The sequence below is a fragment of the Streptosporangium sp. NPDC049046 genome, from assembly GCF_040649155.1.
Lineage (GTDB): Bacteria > Actinomycetota > Actinomycetes > Streptosporangiales > Streptosporangiaceae > Streptosporangium.
Genome location: NZ_JBEZEZ010000007.1, coordinates 242,936 through 260,140 on the forward strand (window position 1 = coordinate 242,936; position 17,205 = coordinate 260,140).

Here is a 17,205-nt window from a genome sequence, read left to right on the forward strand (position 1 = left end):
CCGCTGTCACAACCGAGCAGGAGCGAACCGAGGACATGGACTGGAACGACGAGAACCTACCGCTGCCCGACGAACCGAAGTGGTGGCACGCCACCATCCGCTTTCCCGGCGATGCCGGAGCGACCCCGAAGGCTGCGACCGCACTCGCGGCCGCGCTGTCCGGCTGGCGTTTCCACTTCCTGCGCAAGGAAGGCCATCTCCGGCTGCGCACCGAGAGGCCCGCTGCCGACCTGCTCGATCAGCTCGTCGCCGACGAGGTCGCGGCCGGTTGGGTTGGCGGCATCTACGAACCGGAGATCGAAACCTTCGGCGGCGAGCAGGGTATGGCCATCGCCCACGAGGTGTGGTGCGCCGACAGCCCCGCGGCCTTGGCCGAGACCGGCAGCCCGTACGCCCGTGAGCGGTGCATCCTGCTGCTCTCCACCATGAACCGCGCGGCGGGCCTCGACCCGTTCGAGATCAGCGACGTGTGGGCGACATTCGGCAACCTCCGCCCGGCGATCGACCCACCGCAGGCGGCCTACCAGGCGTCTGCGATCACTGCCATGCGGCGGCTCGTGCACGCCGACGCCGCCAAGCGGGACACCACCGAACCCGGCTGGCCTGACCGCGTCGCCGCGTTCGAGGACGCCGGACGCCGCCTGGCCCGGCTCGCGACCGGTGGGCAACTTCGGCGGGGGCTGCGCGCGGTCCTCGCCCACCATGCGATCTTCGCTTTCAACCGCGCGGCCACCCCCGTGGCCGAGCAGGCTGCCGCAGCCTGGCTGGGTTGGAACGTCGCCTTCGGAGACGGCAACCCAGCCACCGTGTCCAGCGGTCAGTCCGCGCCCATAACCCTTGTTTTCGAGAGGATGGAGAGCACCATCACTACGACCGACCCCGCCGAGCTGCGCAACGCCATGGTGGACAAGTTCACCGGCTCCGGCCACCTGCGCACTCCCGCGATCATCGACGCCTTCCGGGACGTCGAGCGCCACCGGTTCATCCCCGACGTCGATGTCTTCGCCGCCTACGTCGATGACGCCGTGTCGGTGAAGAACGACCGAGACGGCGAGATGATCTCCTGCATCTCCGCGCCGTCTATCGTCGCCACCCAACTGGAGCAACTGGGCGCAGAGCCCGGCCACAAGGTCCTGGAGGCTGGGGCAGCCACTGGCTACAACGCCGCCCTCCTCGGGCGACTCGTCGCCCCCGGCGGCCGCGTGTGGACGGTGGACGTCGACATTGACCTCGTCAGCACCGCCGCGAAGCATCTGGCCGCTGCTCGCGCGTCGAATGTGACCGCGCTGCTGGCCGATGGCGCGGCCGGTCTGCCCGAGCATGCCCCGTTCGATCGGATCCAGTTCACCGTGGGCGCCGGTGACATCCCCCTCCCCGTCCTGAATCAACTGGCCCCGGACGGCCGTCTCGTCATCCCGATGCGGATCCGCGGCAGTATCTCTCGCTCCTTCGCCTTCGAGCGCGACGGAGACGGCGAGACCTGGAAGACCGTCTCCTGCGAGATGGCCACGTTCGTCCCGCTACGCAAAGGCGTATGTGACGACGTCCGTACCGTGGTCCCCATGGCCGGGGAGGGCAATGTCCGGCTGGAAACCTACAGTGAGCAGCTCGTGGACCGGGAGGCGATGCGGACCGTCCTGGACGAGCCCTCCCACCAGGTCTACACGGGCGTGAAGTTCCGGCAGGGTTCAGCTTGGGAGTGGGTCTATCTGTGGTTGGCGTGCGTCCTGCCCAACGGCCTGTCTCGGGTACCTGGTCGGCGGCCCGGGTTCACCCCGCATTTCGGGTGGGGTTCGATGGCGGCGCTCGACGGCGACAGCCTGGCTTATCTGACCGTCCGCGAGGGTGAAGACACCGTGGGCCGGTTCTGGGAGATCGGCGTCATCGGTCACGGCCCGCGCGCCGCCGACCTCGCGGAGCAGGTCGCTTCCGCGATCCAGGAATGGGACCGCGACTACGGCAACGACGCCCCGGCCCCCGGCTTCCGCATGGCCACGGCCGCCAACCGCGACCTGCTGAAGGCCGCTGACTCACGCTTCGTCATCGACAAGACCAACAGCCGACTCGTCATCGACTGGCCGTAGGAAGGGGAACAGCGTGATGAACCCTGCGATCGCCGCCCGTATCCCGCTGGTCTGCCGCCCCAAAACCCCCGGGCTTCCACTGGACAAGCGCATTGCAGAACTCACCGCGCTGACCGCCGAAACACCCGGCGCGGACCACTCCAAGCGGGTGGCCCGCGCCTGCGGTGTCCTCAACTTCTCCGCGCTCATCGCCTCCGACAGCGGCATGCCCGACCTGGCAGCCGAACTGTGCTGGCGGCAGCACAAGGTCTTCGCCGAAGCCAAGAGCCTAGACCAGGACATCGCCGTGATGTCGCTGATGCCGCTGGTGAACATCGCCCGGCTCCTGATCCGCGAAGGTGAAGGTAGCGCTGCCTTCGCGGTGCTGCAGCAGTTGTACCAGGCCGCCGAGCAGCGCGGCGCCACCGTCATCCGCGATCACGCCGTCGACCTGTCGCCGTTGATCCGGACCGTCGCAGACCACCGCACGATCTGTACGGAGCTGTGGGTCGCCCTGCTGATCGACGGCGCCAGAGCCCTCGCGAGCGTCGGCCGTTGGACCGAGGCGGCCGAATCCATGGCCGCGCACCGCGGCGTCGGTCAGCGGCTTCTCGACGGCCGCCAGCTCACGATCATGTCGCTGATGGAACAGGGCCTCCCGCAGCAGGCCGCCACCATGATCGACTCCAGCGTTCCCACAGAGCCCTGGGAGAACGCCGTCGCCGCCATCCTGCGCGTCTACTGCCGTCCTCCGACCACGCCGACACCACAGAACGAACTGGACCATGCGGGGCGGGAAACTCTCGCGCTGATCACCGACCCCGACCCGATGACCGCAGCGTTCCGGACCCGGCTCGCCCTGACCGTGCTCGACCTGACCGCCGACCGAGCCACGGCATATGACTCCGACCTGCGGTCCACTGTCGTCGGCGTGGCCTGCTCGGACGCCTACGCTGCCCGAGAGGTCATGGGGCACCACGGGATGCGCTCCCGCATGACCCCGCAGCAGGAACAGGAAGTCGCTGGCGTGCTCACCGCCTCGGGGTTCGGCGCCGGGCACCTTCCAGCAGCCCACCTGGATGCCCTCACTACCGCAGTCCGCCACGGCGAGGACAGCCTGCGCGCCCTGCTTGCCGAGCTACACGGAGCGGCCTGAGCCGACCTATGATCGCTACTCCGGCCGTGGTTGCGAACCCCGCACTCCAATCACGGCAACCGCCCGGCGCAGGCCCGAACCGGGCGGCGCGGCCGTGGAACGACGCTACTGGAGAGCCCACCCCACGGCCTGGCGGGAGCGCACGCGCCGGAGCTAATGGTCACGACCCGGCATGGCGAAGCCTGGCGGCCTAACGCGCAACCAACCGAGGACGGCGGGCGGGTAAGACCTCAACGGCGGCCCGTCGCTGAATCCCCAGCGTGTTAGGGGATGTGCTGCAGGGTGGAACCGTTCCAATAGAGGCGTGGGGCCTGGGTCCATGCCACCGGGTAATGAGGCAGTGGGACGGCCTCGGGAATGGCAGGACCAGGCAAGCGCTCGCCCGTTTGGCCGTTTACCCAAGTGGTGGCCACCGGCGTAGGCGCCCAGTTGGGATCGCCGACCAGGACCGCGGCGACGGCACCGGGTGGCAGGCCGACCGATCCACCAGGCGCGGGGATACGCCACTCTCGTTCCCAACTGAAGTCCATGACGCTTCGCCCATCAGTGCGGATGGGACTGCCCCAGACCTGGATCTCAGCGGGCCACTGCTGGTGGACGGCTTCCGGTATGTAGGCGATGGCGCCACCCCCAGCGGCGATGACACCACTGCGACGGAGGAAGATACCCCACGGTGACATGCCACGCTCAGTGAGCATGTGAAACAGGTGAGGTCCGGGGCTCTCCGGCAGGCAAACGGCCGGAACGCTGGCGCGGAAAGGAACGAAAGCGCGGAGAGTCTGTGTCCCGAGGATGGCGTCCAGGCGTTGCTGAGGGGTCATCGTCTTGATGCTCGTCGGGACAGTGGGAGTGAAAGTCGAGGTCGGCCGGCGACCACAGAAATGAATCAAGAGATCGCTCTGGCCAGGGCCAGTCGCCGCCAAGAGCGGTAACAACGCCGCGGTGGTCGGGTCCGTCACGCTACCAATGATCCCGCTTTGCACCCCCTTCCGGGCACCTGTTATAAGAGCCCTTCCGTACGGCAACGCCTTGGATCTGGACGGGAGTCACCGCCGTCGACCTCGGCCTGACTGGCTACCACCGGGCTTCGGTTGGAGGGACAGTGACAGTCCGGTCTCGGCGACGAAGCCGTCCAGTAGCGCCGGCTGATACTGCATCTGTTTCAGTTTGCTGCGGATGACGAGGGTGAGCTGGTTGATGCCGTCGGCGGCGAGGTTGAGCGGCTTGTCGCGCGGGCAGGCCCATGCCCCCTCGGCAAGCTTGAGTTCGGGTGCGTAGGCGGGGAACCGGTAGACCAGCAGCCAGTCGGTGTGCGCGTTGATAAACGCCCGGGTCGCGGCGCGGACGTGCGCGGGCAGCCCGTCCCAGACGACCATGATCGACCCGCTCAACCGCTGATGCACCGTACTCAGCAGGGCCGTGAGATCCTCCGGCCCCCCCTCCGCCTCCCCTTGCAGCGATGGTGGGTGATCGTCCGATAGATCAGCCTCGTGCGCATCCCATGCTTGATGCAGGCAACCCGCCAATTTCCCCCTTACACCTCAACAAGATTCTCACAACACAGGCATCCCTTTGCCGATTAGGTCATCCGTAATCATTAAATTCCTCCATTGCGAGCAACTCACCCAACGGTCAGATAACTGTGTCTTACCTGGACGTTCCTGTTCTCTACCTGAGACGATGTTCTGTTCGGCCCACCCAAGGTAGGAATTGGAGGCGATCGATGGATTATTCTTTTTCCGGCGCCGTTCGCAAGGCAGCGGCCAAATGGGCCGACGGACTGATTGACTTGGATGGCAAGAACACACTGCTCTATTTTAAAAAGGGGGCTCCTGCCACACTCGACCTCAATGGAGCCGACCCTCCTGCACTCACAGCACTGTTCCACGGAAAACCAACCCGACTAAGTGTTCTTTTTCGTGATTCGGCGCGCCGTGACGCGATGTGCGCACGCGCACGAACTCTTCGCAAGAAGATCATTACCCTTGACGAAGAACAGGGCATAGAAACCGGCCGGCTGGCTCGTGGCCTAGTTCACGTGATGCATTCCTCGCGGAATAGCAGAGTTGTGCCGCTGCGTGCGCCTCTCCTCTTACAGAGCTTCAGCCTGCGCACCCGGACAGAGTCCGACTTCATCTTGAAAATCTCCGAAGAGGTCACCCTCAACCCGGTGTTGATGTACGCGCTGGACCGGCTGTTCGGCGTGGAATCCACTCATCTATCGGAGAAGATCACGGCGCTCCTGACCGAGGCCGCCAGCCATGAAGATCAAGTGCAACAGGTCTACCGCATGCTGGAGGAGGCACTTCAACCGTATGGTCACACACCACGATTGGAAACACTGCTGCTGGCGGGCGTGTTCAGCTACGACAAACTCCCCATGGTCCAAGAGCTGCACACATGCGGACAGTTGCTGGCCGACCATCCGGTGATCGCCGCCTTGGCTGGCGATTCCCAAGCCCTCCAACAGTTGCATGACCGGCCCGCCCCCGAGCCGGCTTCGGCTCCCACCGACTCAGTCCGTCCGGAGAACGAATTCCTAGTCTGTGACGCAGACCCCACCCAACAGCGAGCGATCTCCATGGCACTGGCCGGCCATCACCTGGTGATCGACGGACCCCCGGGAACCGGCAAGAGCCAAACGATCGCCAACATCATCGCCTCAATGGCTGCCCAGGGCCGGCGTGTGCTCTTCGTCGCCGAGAAACGGGCCGCGATCGAAGCGGTCACCGACCGCCTCAAAGCCACCGATCTCGGCAACCTGGTCTTCGACCTCCACGACCAGCGGATTCGCCACCGGCAGGTCGCCCAACAGATCAATCAAGCGCTTGAGAACGCGAAACAAGAGCCTCCCTACGACCTGGCCGATCTGCATGCGCGCCTGAGTCGCCACCACGCCACGGCTGTCCGGCACGACAACGAAATGCACAGCCTGCGTCCTCCGTGGGGCATCAGCTTCTATCAGGCACTGAACCAACTCCACGCCTTGAGCGCCGGGCTCGTCAGCAATGTCCACCTCAGCGCCTCCGCGCTCCGGAAAGTCGACATCAGGCTGATCAGCGACCTCGAAGACGATCTGCGACGATACGTGGATCTGGGCGGCCACCAGATCCTGCTGGGGAAATCACCATGGTCGCGCAGTCGTGTGCGGGACAGTGAGGCTCTCCGTGACCTGCTGACTCAACTGGAGCGGCTCAGCCCATCTCGCATCCTGGCACTGCACAATCGCATCTGTGCGCTTGCCGAGAACGCGGGAATTCATCCTCCCGCCACTTTGGGTGACTGGCGAGACCTGCTCCACCTGCTCGACGATGTCGCCGGCACGCTGACGGTATTCGGCCCCACGATCTTCGATGAAGATCTCACCGACCTGTATCACGCCACAGCCGATTGGACATGGCGCGCCGAACATCCCACTGGGATGGGCATCTGGCGCCGTCTCTTCCTACGATGGCACGCCCGCCGACTAGCGATCGGCAACCCACGGACGAGAAAGGTTCTGCACTCCTATCTGAGGGCGGCGCTCGCCCAGCGCGAACGCTGGTACGAGCGGTCCATCCGCGGAACCCTCCCTGCGGAGTTGGCCGGACGCGTGTCCGCCCACGAAAGCTATTCCGAGTTCCTCCGCGACCTGGAATCCGTCGATCAGCACACCGCCCTGGTCCGTTTCTTCCCCCATCACACCCCGGCAGAGGTCGCGGCGACAATGGCAACCCTGCATGCCGAGCGTGGCATGCTGCACCGAATGCCGGAGATCAACCAGCTCGCCGACCGATTTCATGCGCTGGGACTCCAACAGCTGCTGAAGGAGTTGGCCGAGAGGAACACTGATGCCGACTGCTCCGCAGACATGCTCCGGCATGTCTGGCTGACATCCTTCATCGAGTACGTGCAAGTAGAATCCGACCACCTGCGCGGATTCATCGGCGAGACCCACTCCAAGGTCATCACGCGTTATCAACACGCGGACGCTGAGCACCTCCAGACCACGGCCAACCGCATCCGCCGGAAGGTGGCAGAGCGAATCCGACAGGTCGGCGACGACAAGCGCGAGCAAATGAGAACGGTACGAGAGCAAGCGATCCGTACCCGAGGGCACATGCCCGTGCGCCGACTGATAGAGAAGGCACCGGATGTGTTGCTCTCCGCATTCCCGTGCTGGGCCATGTCTCCGATCGTGGTCAGCCGAACGCTGCCATCCAAGCGGCTGTTCGATGCTGTGATCTTCGATGAGGCCAGCCAGATCACCCCGCAGGACGCGATCACCTCCATCATGCGCGGCACCCAGATCATCCTTGCGGGAGACGAACACCAGTTACCTCCCTCAGACTTCTTCAAGCGAGTCCTGGCCGAGTCGATCGACGACAATACGGCAGACCATAAAGACAGCGGCGACGAGGATCGCGATGACGAGGACGGTCTCACCGACTACGAGTCGATCCTGACCCGGCTTATCGCCTTGATTCCTGCCCGTGCCCAACTCTCTTGGCACTACCGCAGCCTTGATGAGCGGCTGATCGCCTTCTCCAACGCCGAAATCTACAAGGGACGCCTGACCACTTTCCCTGGGACGTTGTCCGACCCCCCGATCACTTACCTGACCGTTCCTCACGCGTACACCACAGTGGGGCAGAGTGGTTCCTCCTCCGAGGAGGTCGATGCCGTCGTCCGCCTGGTCCTCGACCACGCCGAGAAGCGCAACGACTTGACCATGGGCGTGATCACGTTGGGGAGCACCCACGCCAGGCGTATAGAGCAGGCGCTGCGAATCGCTCAGCGAGACCGGCCAGACCTCGCCGAATTCTTTTCCGAAGACAAGAGTCCCGGCACCCGCTTCTTTGTGAAGAACCTCGAAACCGTTCAAGGCGACGAGCGTGACGTCATCATCCTCAGCATTGGCCGCGCCCCGGTCAAAGGCCACCAACTACCTCTCAAGTTCGGCGTATTGAACAGAAAAGACGGCCATCGTCGGCTGAACGTCGCCATTACCCGCGCCCGCCGCCGGATGATCGTCGTCGGAGCCTTCCATCCCTTCGACCTTGATCCGGCACGAACCAGTGCGGCCAGACATACCAGTATTGAAATTTTACGGAAATTCCTCATCTTCGCTCTGAACGGCGGGACGAGCGAAGGCTCGGCCAGCGGTCATAAGCTCAACGAATTTGAACGCAGCGTCCTGAACACATTGAAGAAGAGGAACCTCCCTGTCCATCCCCAGTGGGGTTCTGGTGGCTACCGGATCGACTTCGCGCTGAGCCACCCCACCCAGCATGGCCGCATGGTGCTTGCCGTGGAGACCGATGGCGAGCAGTATCACCTGACACTCGGCGCCCGCGCTCGCGATCGGCTGCGCCAGACCCACCTCGAACGGCTCGGCTGGCAGTTCCATCGAATCTGGTCCGCCGACTGGCTGCGTGACCCACTAGGCCAGACCGAAGCCGTCGTCACGGCATGGCGCGCTGCCGTCGCGGCCGCTGACACACCGCTGGAGCCCCCCACCAGCACCGAGCAAAACGTGGACCAGGGCACGAATCCGCACTCCCGGCGTGGGCAACGACCTCCTCATGAGCCCCGCAAGAACATCGGCGACTACACCGATGCCGAACTGATTGCGCTCTGCCTCTGGGTTCTCAGCGATGCCCTGCAGATCGGACGCGAAGACCGGATCAGGGAGGTTGCCTCCGAGTTGGGATTCCAGCGGGTGGGCCGAGCGATCCGCGACCGACTGGAGGCGGCCCTGGAGCGTGCACAGCACATCATCGACACTCAAGGAGGCCACGAGCATGCCGGCACTTGACCCCCGGACGATCGAACGCGTCGCACGGATCATCTGTGACCTCGACGGCCCTTTCGAAAGATATGGTCGGGACCTGGAAACTCTGCTCCTGCATTCCGGCTGGACCGACCCGCCCCTCTATGACGGAACTCCGCGGATTCCCTGGCTGGTCGACGCTATGAAATCAGCTACCGCCGCCGAAGTTGAGCGACTTGTTTGCCGGGTCTGCCACCCGGTGGAGTATGACGAGGGCGGCATATCCTCCGCGGGAGCCGTCCGCGACGCCATCAACCACGCGTTGGCCAACGAAGGACTGACCATCTCCTACATCAGCGATCAACCAATCATGGGACGGTTGAGCAACACAGGGTCCACGGTCTACACCGCCCCCGAGGATCTGGAATCGCGTCTTCCCGCACTCATCGATGACGCCGAAACGGTCGCGTGGCTGGTGGCCCGGGCCAACGAGACTCGGATCTGCGAAGCCAACGGGGCCTACGTATTTGCGCTGGTCGGGATCGGCAGCTTCGTCGAGCACTTACTGCTTTCTGTTCTGACCCGCTGGGACAACGACATCAGGGAGCACGGTTTTACCGATCAAACGGGCAGGGCAATACGCGGAGGTCGGGTATCCCTCGACCAGCTCATCAGGATTGCTTATACCCGAGGATTCATCAAACTCGACCGGAAGGAATTTATCGACAAAGTTCGCGAATACCGTAATTTTGTGCACCTTCAGCGTCAATCGGCAATGGACCTGCATCCTGATCCGCACACCGTGATGATGTGCTGGGGTCCTGTCCGCGCCATTCTCGTAGATCTCGAAGATACGGTCGCCTCCAGGCGTTAGAGGGTGTCTGAAAAGTCCGTTGATGGGGTATGTCGACCATGTAATGACCCGTGTCGGAGCACGGGAGGTCGTCGATGACCGAGAAGCGTGCCACATACCCGACCGACCTGAGTGACGTCGAGTGGGAGGCTCTTGCTCCGTCGATCCCGCCAGTCAAGCTGGGTGGACGTCCGGCGGTGCATGAGCGGCGTGAGATCGTCAACGCGCTGGCGTACTGGCTTCGGGCCGGGTGTGCCTGGAGGCTGCTGCCGCACGACTTTCCACCGTGGCAGACGATCTATCACTACTGGCGGCTGTGGCGGATCGAGGGCCGTTGGCAGGAAATTCTGACCGTGCTGCGGGAGCGAGAACGCACCCGGCAGGGCCAATCCTCGCAGCCGAGCGCGGGCATCTTGGACAGTCAGAGCGTCAAGACCACCGAAAAAAAGGGGGCTGCACGGCTACGACGGCGCCAAGAAGGTGAACGGCCGCAAACGGCACCTGCTCGTCGACACCCTGGGCATCGTGCTCAAGGCCCAGGTGAGTGCGGCCAACATCGACGACCGCGTCGGCGCCACCCTCCTCTTGCACGACATCCGGCACGACTTCCCGCGGCTTGGCCATTGCTGGGCCGACCAGGGCTACCGTGGCCCATTCCTGGAATGGGCCCGCCGGGTTGCCGGCATCACCGTGCAGGTGGTCGCTCGCCGCGACGGCGGCATGCAGCACACCTGGGCACCCGTGGGAGCACCGCCCCGGATCGTGCCCCGGTTCGCCGTCGTCCCGCGCCGTTGGGTCGTGGAAAGAACCTACGCCTGGCTGGGCCGCTACCGCCGATTGGCCAAGGACTACGAGTACCTGCCGGCCACCTCGGAAAACACCATCTACCTGGCTATGGGCTTCACCCTGCTCCACCAGCTCACCCGAGCACCAACCTAACGACTTTTCAGACACCCTCTACCAGCGGGCATGGGATGCGTGCGGGATGAAATCACCCCTTTGGGTCAGGTCAGCCATGGGACCTCGACATGAACTACTCTGTCGGCCGGGCTCGACGCCCCTCCTTCAGGTCGGCGTGAGGCTTGATCCTGAGAGCTCGTCGGCCGATGGCACTATGGCGCCGCAGCAGCGCACACGCCTGCTCATCCGACAGACGATCTCGCGTCAATAAGGTTACTCCTGCCGCCGGGCAGCGATCGTGATCTTCCGAGAGCCAGAGCCCGACAATCGGCTCTGGATTCGACGGGAGGGGATCATTGAAACGCATAACCACAGTATGCGGATGGTTCCGCTCCCTCACCGATATCAATATATGATCTTCCCCCGTCAGCTCGCCCGAGTAATCTAGGCCATGCCCCTTCCCTTTGACGTGACGCTCTTCGTCATAGATGGTTACGGCCACCCGGTGCAATAAGCCCTTTTTAATGGTCAGACGACCACGCCCCAGCTCTTCACGGCCGTAGCGAAATGTGTAGTGACACTCATGCCACTCTCCTTGCATGCGATGAGGCTTCCAACGGACCAGCAGATGGCGCGCCGCCAACCACCACCACTGGGCCGTGGCACCGAGGACAGCACCAAGAGCCGTTACTATCAACCAATTAGGCTCATCCAATACGAAGGATTCAAGCCATGCCATATTCCCACACCCTGCAGATTGATCTACACAGCACCTTTCGTCAGAGTGACGACGAACCCCTTCTCCATTCTGATGGATGCTGCACCATTGGTCGATGCGCCTTCGACGACGAGAAACCCCTCTCCATGGGGACGGGGACGGGGGTGGGAGGGGCGCAATCCTGGTGAAGAGTTGCACCAATTTGGTGGCCCGCTTAATTCTGCTCGCCGTCAAGACACTCGGCGTAGACGCGTAGAAGCACGTCAACGCCATGGCCAGCTCTTCAGCCCGAAACAACGAACTCAACGCCTTCCTCGCCAACCATGACATTCCCCAGCAGCGGGCGGAGGTGGCGAAACTGAAGGCAGGGCTCGGCCTGCTCGCGGCCGATCGTGCCGACGCCGAAGCGGAATGCGCGGTGGCACTCAGCAAGAAGATCGCCGAGCGCGTCGAGGAGAAAAAGCGGGCTTAGCTTTTTGTTTAACCTCTGACCTGTATATCTGCTGCGATAGGCCATGTCAGGCGACATACCGGGCTGTAACGACTCGGACGCTGGACATGAAAGTGGCCACCGCCTCATCGTCGAGTCACCAAGACATCACGATGAAGGCGGTGGCCGTGAGGTCCATGCTGACACGCGCTGCGGTATGCAGCCCAGATGTGCACCAGGAAGATCTCCGTACCGAAGCGCTGGCGGAGTTGTCGGGCTTTCGCGGCGAGTTCTACGCCTGCCTGACCGCTCGGGCCGATGAGCTGTTCGAGCTGACCGAAGCCCTCCTGTGTGCCGCCGGGCCGGTCACGACACTGGTGGATCTGGCGCTGGCGCCCAACACCGGCACGGGCACGGCGCCTTGTACGGCGGGCTGAACCAGGGCCGGGTTCCGCCAGGCGCTGGCCGCTCTGCGGCTGCCCAGGGCGGCGGGTGGACGCCTGGTGCTGGCGGTGGATGTGAACCGCGCCGGGTTTCATGGAGACTCTGGTGTGTCCCGAGTCCGATGGAGTCGCTGGTGTGCCCCTGGTCTTGTGGAGGCGGTGATGTATCCCGAGTTCGGTGGAGTTGGCTTGGTTGACTCTCATGCCAGCTGGGCGTTCGCTCGCTCTCCCGGGCCACGAAGCCGAGCGTAGGAGCGGTTGGCGGCCTTCTGGGGCTCCGGTTTGTTCTTGCCCTTGTACGGGGTCACCACGTGGTCACCGGCGCCTTGGTATGCCTTGTCGGCTAAGACGATGAGTCCGGCCTCGGCGAGTGCTCGCACGATTCCCCACAGACGGGCCGCAGTGAGGTCGTGCGTCGAACCGGGCACCGGCCCGGACACCCATAAGATCGTGCCATCCGGGCTGGAGATGACCTGCAGGTTCACACCGTGGATCTTGTGTTTACCGGAGTAGTAGGGTCGATCGTCCTTGACGCGGTCGATCGCGATGAGGGTGCCGTCCAGCACCACGTACAACTCGGTGTCCTTGGCCTTCTTCAGCGCCTGGCCGAGCTTAGGGGACCGCGCGGACAGCAGCTTCACGGTCTCTGCGATGTAGCGCCACGCGGTCGTGGTCGACACCGCGAACCCCGCTGCGACCTCGGAGAAGGTGTCTTCTTTACGCAGGTGGACCAGGACGAGCAGAGCCTGCTGACCCGGGTTGAGGAGTCGCCATCTCGACCCGATGCTCTTGCGGTGCCGGTGGATCACTCCGGCGACGTAGTTCAGGGTTGAACGCGACAAAGCGACCGCGGCACGGTAGAAAAGCATCTGAAGCCCTTGGTGGAGATGGTTGTTCCTGGTCGTTCAACTCACCTATTAGGGGCTTCACTACGTCTGCGGCCAGACGCCCAACCCGCGATCATGCTGTGACCAGCCAGCCCTCGCACGGGGATGAAAAAGGCTGATGGAATGGGCATATTTCGGTGGCCGGTCCCGGGCGTGCCCCGGTAAAACACGCCGCCGCATTCCGCTGGATACGAGGATTCATCCAGGCGGCATCAGGTTTCGGGCGCCCGGAGTCCCGGTTCGCCCGACCTTAAATAGACGGCAGTCGTGGGCGCGTCCATACTCGATTTATCCCGGGTTCCCCAACGCCCTTTCTGGAGGAATCTTGAACACGCCAATCCGTAGAACGCGATTACGCCGGGCGCTGACCTTGCTGATCGCCATCGTGGTCGCCTCGACCGGAACGGTGGCGGGCACCGCCTCCCCGGCCCAGGCAGGACTCATCGACTGGGTCGACAGCCTCGAAGGACCGACCCCCTGGACCACATGGGAGGGAGGCGGTCAAGGAGACGGCGTCGCCGGTTACGACATCAACGGAGGGGTGGCCTATTCGGGGCTGAACGACGGCTGGCTCTACGTGGGCAACGGCTGGGCCGCCAACCGGATCCGCAAACCCCTCGCCAGTATGAGCCCCCGCTCCAACTGCTCGGCGGCCGTCTGGTTCAACGTCCTGGCCTCCGGCGCGCAGGTCGGCCTGCAGATCTGGGACCCGAACGGGTGGCGCGTCATCGCGGAAACCTATCCGTGGGTCGCCGGAGGCGGCTACAGGCAGGTTTACATAACCGGACTCAACTTGCAATCCTACGGGGAAATCTACCTGCAGGTCATCTACGGCAACAACAACGGCGTCAGAACCTACATCCGCTTCGACCACATGCAACTCCAGTGTTACTACTGAACATTTTCTCATCACTGAACAGTTTTCACCCGGACCGTCGACGGAGGTTCGATGGTCGGCCGACTCTAGAAAGGTGGTCGTCGGACTGCCGATCGAAGGCTCCACGGCCAGGTCCTCTGCTCAGGACAGAGCTCTGACCAGGTAGTTGAGGTTGAAATATGTTCATTCTTGGACATCTTGAAACCGACATTTATGGCCCGAGTGATGTAATTGAGCAGGCTCGGGTACGGACAAACACAAGACCTTGCGACTTTTAATCCGTAGGTTCAGGATTCGAATCCCTGGCGCCTCACCACCTCACACACCAGATCGCTTTTGTCTCAAGCTGAACTGCTACCTGGCGTCACCTCCTCCATTGAGGAGGAGGATCTCTAGCTTGTCGGCGACGTATCCACACGAATGATTGCCGTTGCTTCGGACGTACGAATCCTCTAGTCACAAGCGGAGTTCGGCTGCACGCATCCATGCTTCGCGGAACTCAAACTGATCTTGGTGTCAACCCTGGGCCGCGATAAATGATTTATCGCGGCCCAGAGCCTTGATCGTTCCAGAATGGGAGGCCACCCGATAATCGAACTGGGCGATTGGAGGACGACCCGACCACCCCGTTACCGATGTCCTTTGCTACGCGCCACAGGCCTCGCTCGTGCCGGTCGAACGGGGGCCGCCCGGCGGCGGCACGACACCCTCTGAATCGGCCACCTCGACGATGGTGTGGGCCCGCTCCTTCTCCACCTCGGCGATGATCTCCTCGGCCTCGCGCTGTTCCAGTCCCCACCGGCTCATCAGCGGGCGTCGGCCGACCCGCTGATTGCCCTCACTGAGGCTCTCGATGTAGGTGAGCCGCGCCGCCTCGTACCGGTCGGTGGGCAGCAGCGGCACCACGCATTCCGCCTCAACGAGAGTCTCAACGGGCTGGCACACGTGGTCCTTGGCCAACGTCTCGATGGACGGTTGCCGGGTGTTCCGGACGATCCACATGAGCAGTTCGTACGCGCCCGCGAAAGCTAGCGGTGCCAGGGCACTGATCAGCCGCGATCCGAGTCCACCGGACCAGCCGTGCGCCACGTTCGCCGCCAGCGTCACCGCCCCGCCCAAGGCGAGCGCCACCCATGCCAGCACCGGCACACGTAGCCGACGACGCGAGCAGTAGACCATCACCAGTGACGCCATGACGATCACACCGTCGGACATCGCCGGATACAGAATGGCCATGTCGTGCCGCTCACCCAGAGCGATCGCCAGACCGTAGAAGTGGTGGTACGAGACGTAGGCGGCCGCGCCGGCGACCCCCAGCAGGACAGCCACCGCGCAGCCGAGAATGACCCGGTCCCCAGCCCGATCGCGCTGAGTACGCTCGACCCAAGCCCCTTCGACCGGAACCACCTCCCCGGCGATTTCTGGTGTCGAGGGGCGGCGCACGGCCTGGCTTCCGGGTTGATCAGGTTGCTGGGATGCAGGAAGGGGTTCGGTGCTGCGATCGCCGAGCTCCTGCCCCCTTACCACCGCTGCCCTGAGCACAGTTGAGATCGTCTGCTGAGGATCCTGAACTGGTGGTTGCTGGGCTTCCCCGGCATGGGCATGTGCCGCGAGGTAGGACCCGATCTCATCGAGGTGGGTGTGGGCACCGCCCCCGCTCCGCGCGCCTATTCCGGGCATGAGATGTCCAGCCACGGAGCGTCGGTGCTGCTCAGGAGATGGGCGAACGGTTCAAGTCCCCCCTCGGACACGTTCGATTCGCCCATGAGGTCCTGGTCAGACGTAGAGCTGACCAGGATTCTTCTTTTTCCGGGGTGATAGGTCCGCCGAACGCCGAGCCCGGCGTACAGCCGGGCCCTCCTGACCGGCTCAACCTTTCCCAGAAGAGGTTTCTGCAGGTCGCCATCACCTGGGGCAGGCTGCGGGGGCGGATTGGGCCGACGTTCTCACTCGCGGATGTGGTGCAGGGCCTCCCCCGGTGTCGGCGGACGTAGGTGCTCAGATGGGCGGGTCCAGATCCCGTGCTTCCCTGAGCGCTGCGACGCGCCGTTCGCACCCCTGGCTCGGGGGATAGCCATTCACGACCGTGAACCCTGCGATCGCCGCCCGTATCCCGCTGGTCTGCCGACCCAAACCCCCCGGGCTTCCACTGGACAAGCGCATTGCGGAGCTCACCGCGCTGACCGCCGAAACACCCGGCGCGGACCGCTCCAAGCGGGTGGCCCGCGCCTGCGGTGTCCTCAACTTCTCCGCGCTCATCGCCTCCGACAGCGGCGTGCCCGACCCTGGCAGCCGAACTGTGCCGGCGGCAGCACGAGGTCTTCGCCGAAGCCGAGGGCCTGGACCAGGACATCGCCGTGATGTCGCTGGTGAACATCACCCGCGGCTGGGCGCGCGATTCCGCAGTACCGTTCAAGAAGCAGGCCGCTCGGCCCGCGCCATCCTGCTTGCCTCATCCGAAGGACCGGGGTCAGGGGTGTGTGCCCGGGTGAAGGGCTCGGGCGCACAGCGTGAGCGCTTCCGTGAGTGTCGTGCGGTCCGGGTCGTAGATCTCGGCGAGCATGACGGCTTCGATGCTGTCGAGGGAGCGGTCGCATCGCCGGAGGGTGCTCAAACCTTTCGGGGTAAGGCGGGTGCGCAGAGCGCGGCCGCCACAGGGATGCGGATCGCGGCGGATCAGGCCGCGTTGTTCGAGATCGCGGATGACCAGGTTCATCGCCTGCGGAGTGACGAAGGCGATACGGGCCAGGTCGGCCGAGGACGGGGCGTCGCGCAGGCGCAGCTCGCTGAGCGCCATGTATCCGGTGGTCGTCATGCCGTGCCGGGCGAGCGCTTCATCCAGGCAGGCGCGGATGCGGCGTTCCAGCCGGAACACCAGGTAGCTCACACAGGGCGGCGGTGCGTCCGGCGCAGCGGCCGCCGGGACACCCGGATCGGTCACCAGAAGACGATATCGCGCCCCGTCAGAACGGGCTCCAATGTAAGTTTCTCACACCGTTATCAAGGATGTTGATAACAAGTTACTTGATAACCAGGGAAAACGGCTCACTGCCAGGCGAACTGGCGGGCATGCGCACCGAGCGGGCATTGACGGCAAATCGTGGCCCTTCTATTTTCCAGCGACCG

12 protein-coding genes and 1 pseudogene are annotated in these 17,205 nt (G+C 63.9%); 8 read left to right on the forward strand and 5 right to left on the reverse strand.

What is annotated here, in order from left to right; translation table 11 throughout:
* The first annotated feature begins 35 nt into the window (after positions 1–35).
* The gene (gene fxlM, locus AB0B96_RS12420; RefSeq protein WP_362898131.1) at positions 36–2,084 is read left to right on the forward strand and encodes a methyltransferase, FxLD system; all 2,049 of its coding nucleotides are present in this window, start codon (positions 36–38) and stop codon (positions 2,082–2,084) included.
* Between the two features lie 16 nt (positions 2,085–2,100).
* Complete coding sequence (locus tag AB0B96_RS12425) at positions 2,101–3,219, forward strand: hypothetical protein (RefSeq protein ID WP_362898133.1); 1,119 nt, start codon at positions 2,101–2,103, stop codon at positions 3,217–3,219.
* Positions 3,220–4,265: 1,046 nt separating this feature from the next.
* Here AB0B96_RS12425 and AB0B96_RS12430 read toward each other — a convergent pair.
* Entirely contained in the window at positions 4,266–4,745 is a 480-nt protein-coding gene (locus tag AB0B96_RS12430) for a transposase (protein WP_362898135.1), read from the reverse strand.
* 197 nt (positions 4,746–4,942) lie between these two features.
* Here AB0B96_RS12430 and AB0B96_RS12435 point away from each other — a divergent pair, with 197 nt between their 5' ends.
* From AB0B96_RS12435 to AB0B96_RS12445, 3 genes are all read left to right on the forward strand, one after another.
* Positions 4,943–9,016 (forward strand): AAA domain-containing protein, encoded by a 4,074-nt coding sequence (locus AB0B96_RS12435; RefSeq protein WP_362898137.1) that lies wholly within the window; start codon positions 4,943–4,945, stop codon positions 9,014–9,016.
* Positions 9,003–9,845 (forward strand): hypothetical protein, encoded by an 843-nt coding sequence (locus AB0B96_RS12440; protein ID WP_362898139.1) that lies wholly within the window; start codon positions 9,003–9,005, stop codon positions 9,843–9,845. The genes AB0B96_RS12435 and AB0B96_RS12440 overlap by 14 nt, the downstream gene beginning before the upstream one ends.
* 74 nt (positions 9,846–9,919) lie before the next feature.
* Positions 9,920–10,763, forward strand: a protein-coding gene (locus AB0B96_RS12445) for an IS5 family transposase (protein ID WP_362898141.1) whose coding sequence is annotated in 2 segments (ribosomal slippage) — positions 9,920–10,267 and positions 10,269–10,763 — 843 coding nt in all. Because the reading frame shifts where the segments join, the coding sequence is not laid out codon by codon here.
* 94 nt (positions 10,764–10,857) lie between these two features.
* On the opposite strand, the gene AB0B96_RS12450 is transcribed toward AB0B96_RS12445, so the two are convergent.
* Positions 10,858–11,463: a hypothetical protein gene (locus tag AB0B96_RS12450; protein WP_362898143.1), complete on the reverse strand. Its 606-nt coding sequence runs from the start codon at positions 11,461–11,463 to the stop codon at positions 10,858–10,860.
* A gap of 250 nt (positions 11,464–11,713) precedes the next feature.
* On the opposite strand from AB0B96_RS12450, the gene AB0B96_RS12455 reads away from it, so the two are divergent.
* Together AB0B96_RS12455 and AB0B96_RS12460 are read left to right on the forward strand one after the other, a co-directional pair.
* On the forward strand, positions 11,714–11,914 hold the full coding sequence (locus AB0B96_RS12455) for a hypothetical protein (RefSeq protein ID WP_362898145.1): 201 nt from the start codon (positions 11,714–11,716) through the stop codon (positions 11,912–11,914).
* An 86-nt stretch (positions 11,915–12,000) separates the two neighbouring features.
* Entirely contained in the window at positions 12,001–12,309 is a 309-nt protein-coding gene (locus tag AB0B96_RS12460; protein ID WP_362898147.1) for a hypothetical protein, read from the forward strand.
* A gap of 212 nt (positions 12,310–12,521) precedes the next feature.
* Here AB0B96_RS12460 and AB0B96_RS12465 read toward each other — a convergent pair.
* Positions 12,522–13,184: pseudogene (locus tag AB0B96_RS12465) on the reverse strand (transposase family protein); the annotation flags it as partial.
* Positions 13,185–13,527: 343 nt separating this feature from the next.
* On the opposite strand from AB0B96_RS12465, the gene AB0B96_RS12470 reads away from it, so the two are divergent.
* Positions 13,528–14,100, forward strand: coding sequence for a hypothetical protein (locus AB0B96_RS12470; protein ID WP_362898149.1), 573 nt, complete (start codon positions 13,528–13,530; stop codon positions 14,098–14,100).
* A gap of 624 nt (positions 14,101–14,724) precedes the next feature.
* Here the strand turns inward: AB0B96_RS12470 and AB0B96_RS12475 are convergent.
* Together AB0B96_RS12475 and AB0B96_RS12480 are read right to left on the reverse strand one after the other, a co-directional pair.
* Entirely contained in the window at positions 14,725–15,408 is a 684-nt protein-coding gene (locus AB0B96_RS12475) for a DUF2637 domain-containing protein (protein WP_362898151.1), read from the reverse strand.
* A gap of 1,141 nt (positions 15,409–16,549) precedes the next feature.
* Positions 16,550–17,020, reverse strand: a complete 471-nt coding sequence (locus AB0B96_RS12480; protein ID WP_362898153.1) for a MarR family transcriptional regulator — start codon at positions 17,018–17,020, stop codon at positions 16,550–16,552.
* Positions 17,021–17,205 lie beyond the last annotated feature (185 nt).

Bases quoted from the DNA above. Each gene is read 5' to 3' on its own strand.
- fxlM (WP_362898131.1), top strand. From the start codon at position 36: ATGGACTGGAACGACGAGAACCTACCGCTGCCCGACGAACCGAAGTGG.
- AB0B96_RS12425 (WP_362898133.1), top strand. From the start codon at position 2,101: ATGAACCCTGCGATCGCCGCCCGTATCCCGCTGGTCTGCCGCCCCAAA.
- AB0B96_RS12435 (WP_362898137.1), top strand. From the start codon at position 4,943: ATGGATTATTCTTTTTCCGGCGCCGTTCGCAAGGCAGCGGCCAAATGG.
- AB0B96_RS12440 (WP_362898139.1), top strand. From the start codon at position 9,003: ATGCCGGCACTTGACCCCCGGACGATCGAACGCGTCGCACGGATCATC.
- AB0B96_RS12450 (WP_362898143.1), bottom strand. From the start codon at position 11,463: ATGGCATGGCTTGAATCCTTCGTATTGGATGAGCCTAATTGGTTGATA.
- AB0B96_RS12455 (WP_362898145.1), top strand. From the start codon at position 11,714: ATGGCCAGCTCTTCAGCCCGAAACAACGAACTCAACGCCTTCCTCGCC.
- AB0B96_RS12460 (WP_362898147.1), top strand. From the start codon at position 12,001: ATGAAAGTGGCCACCGCCTCATCGTCGAGTCACCAAGACATCACGATG.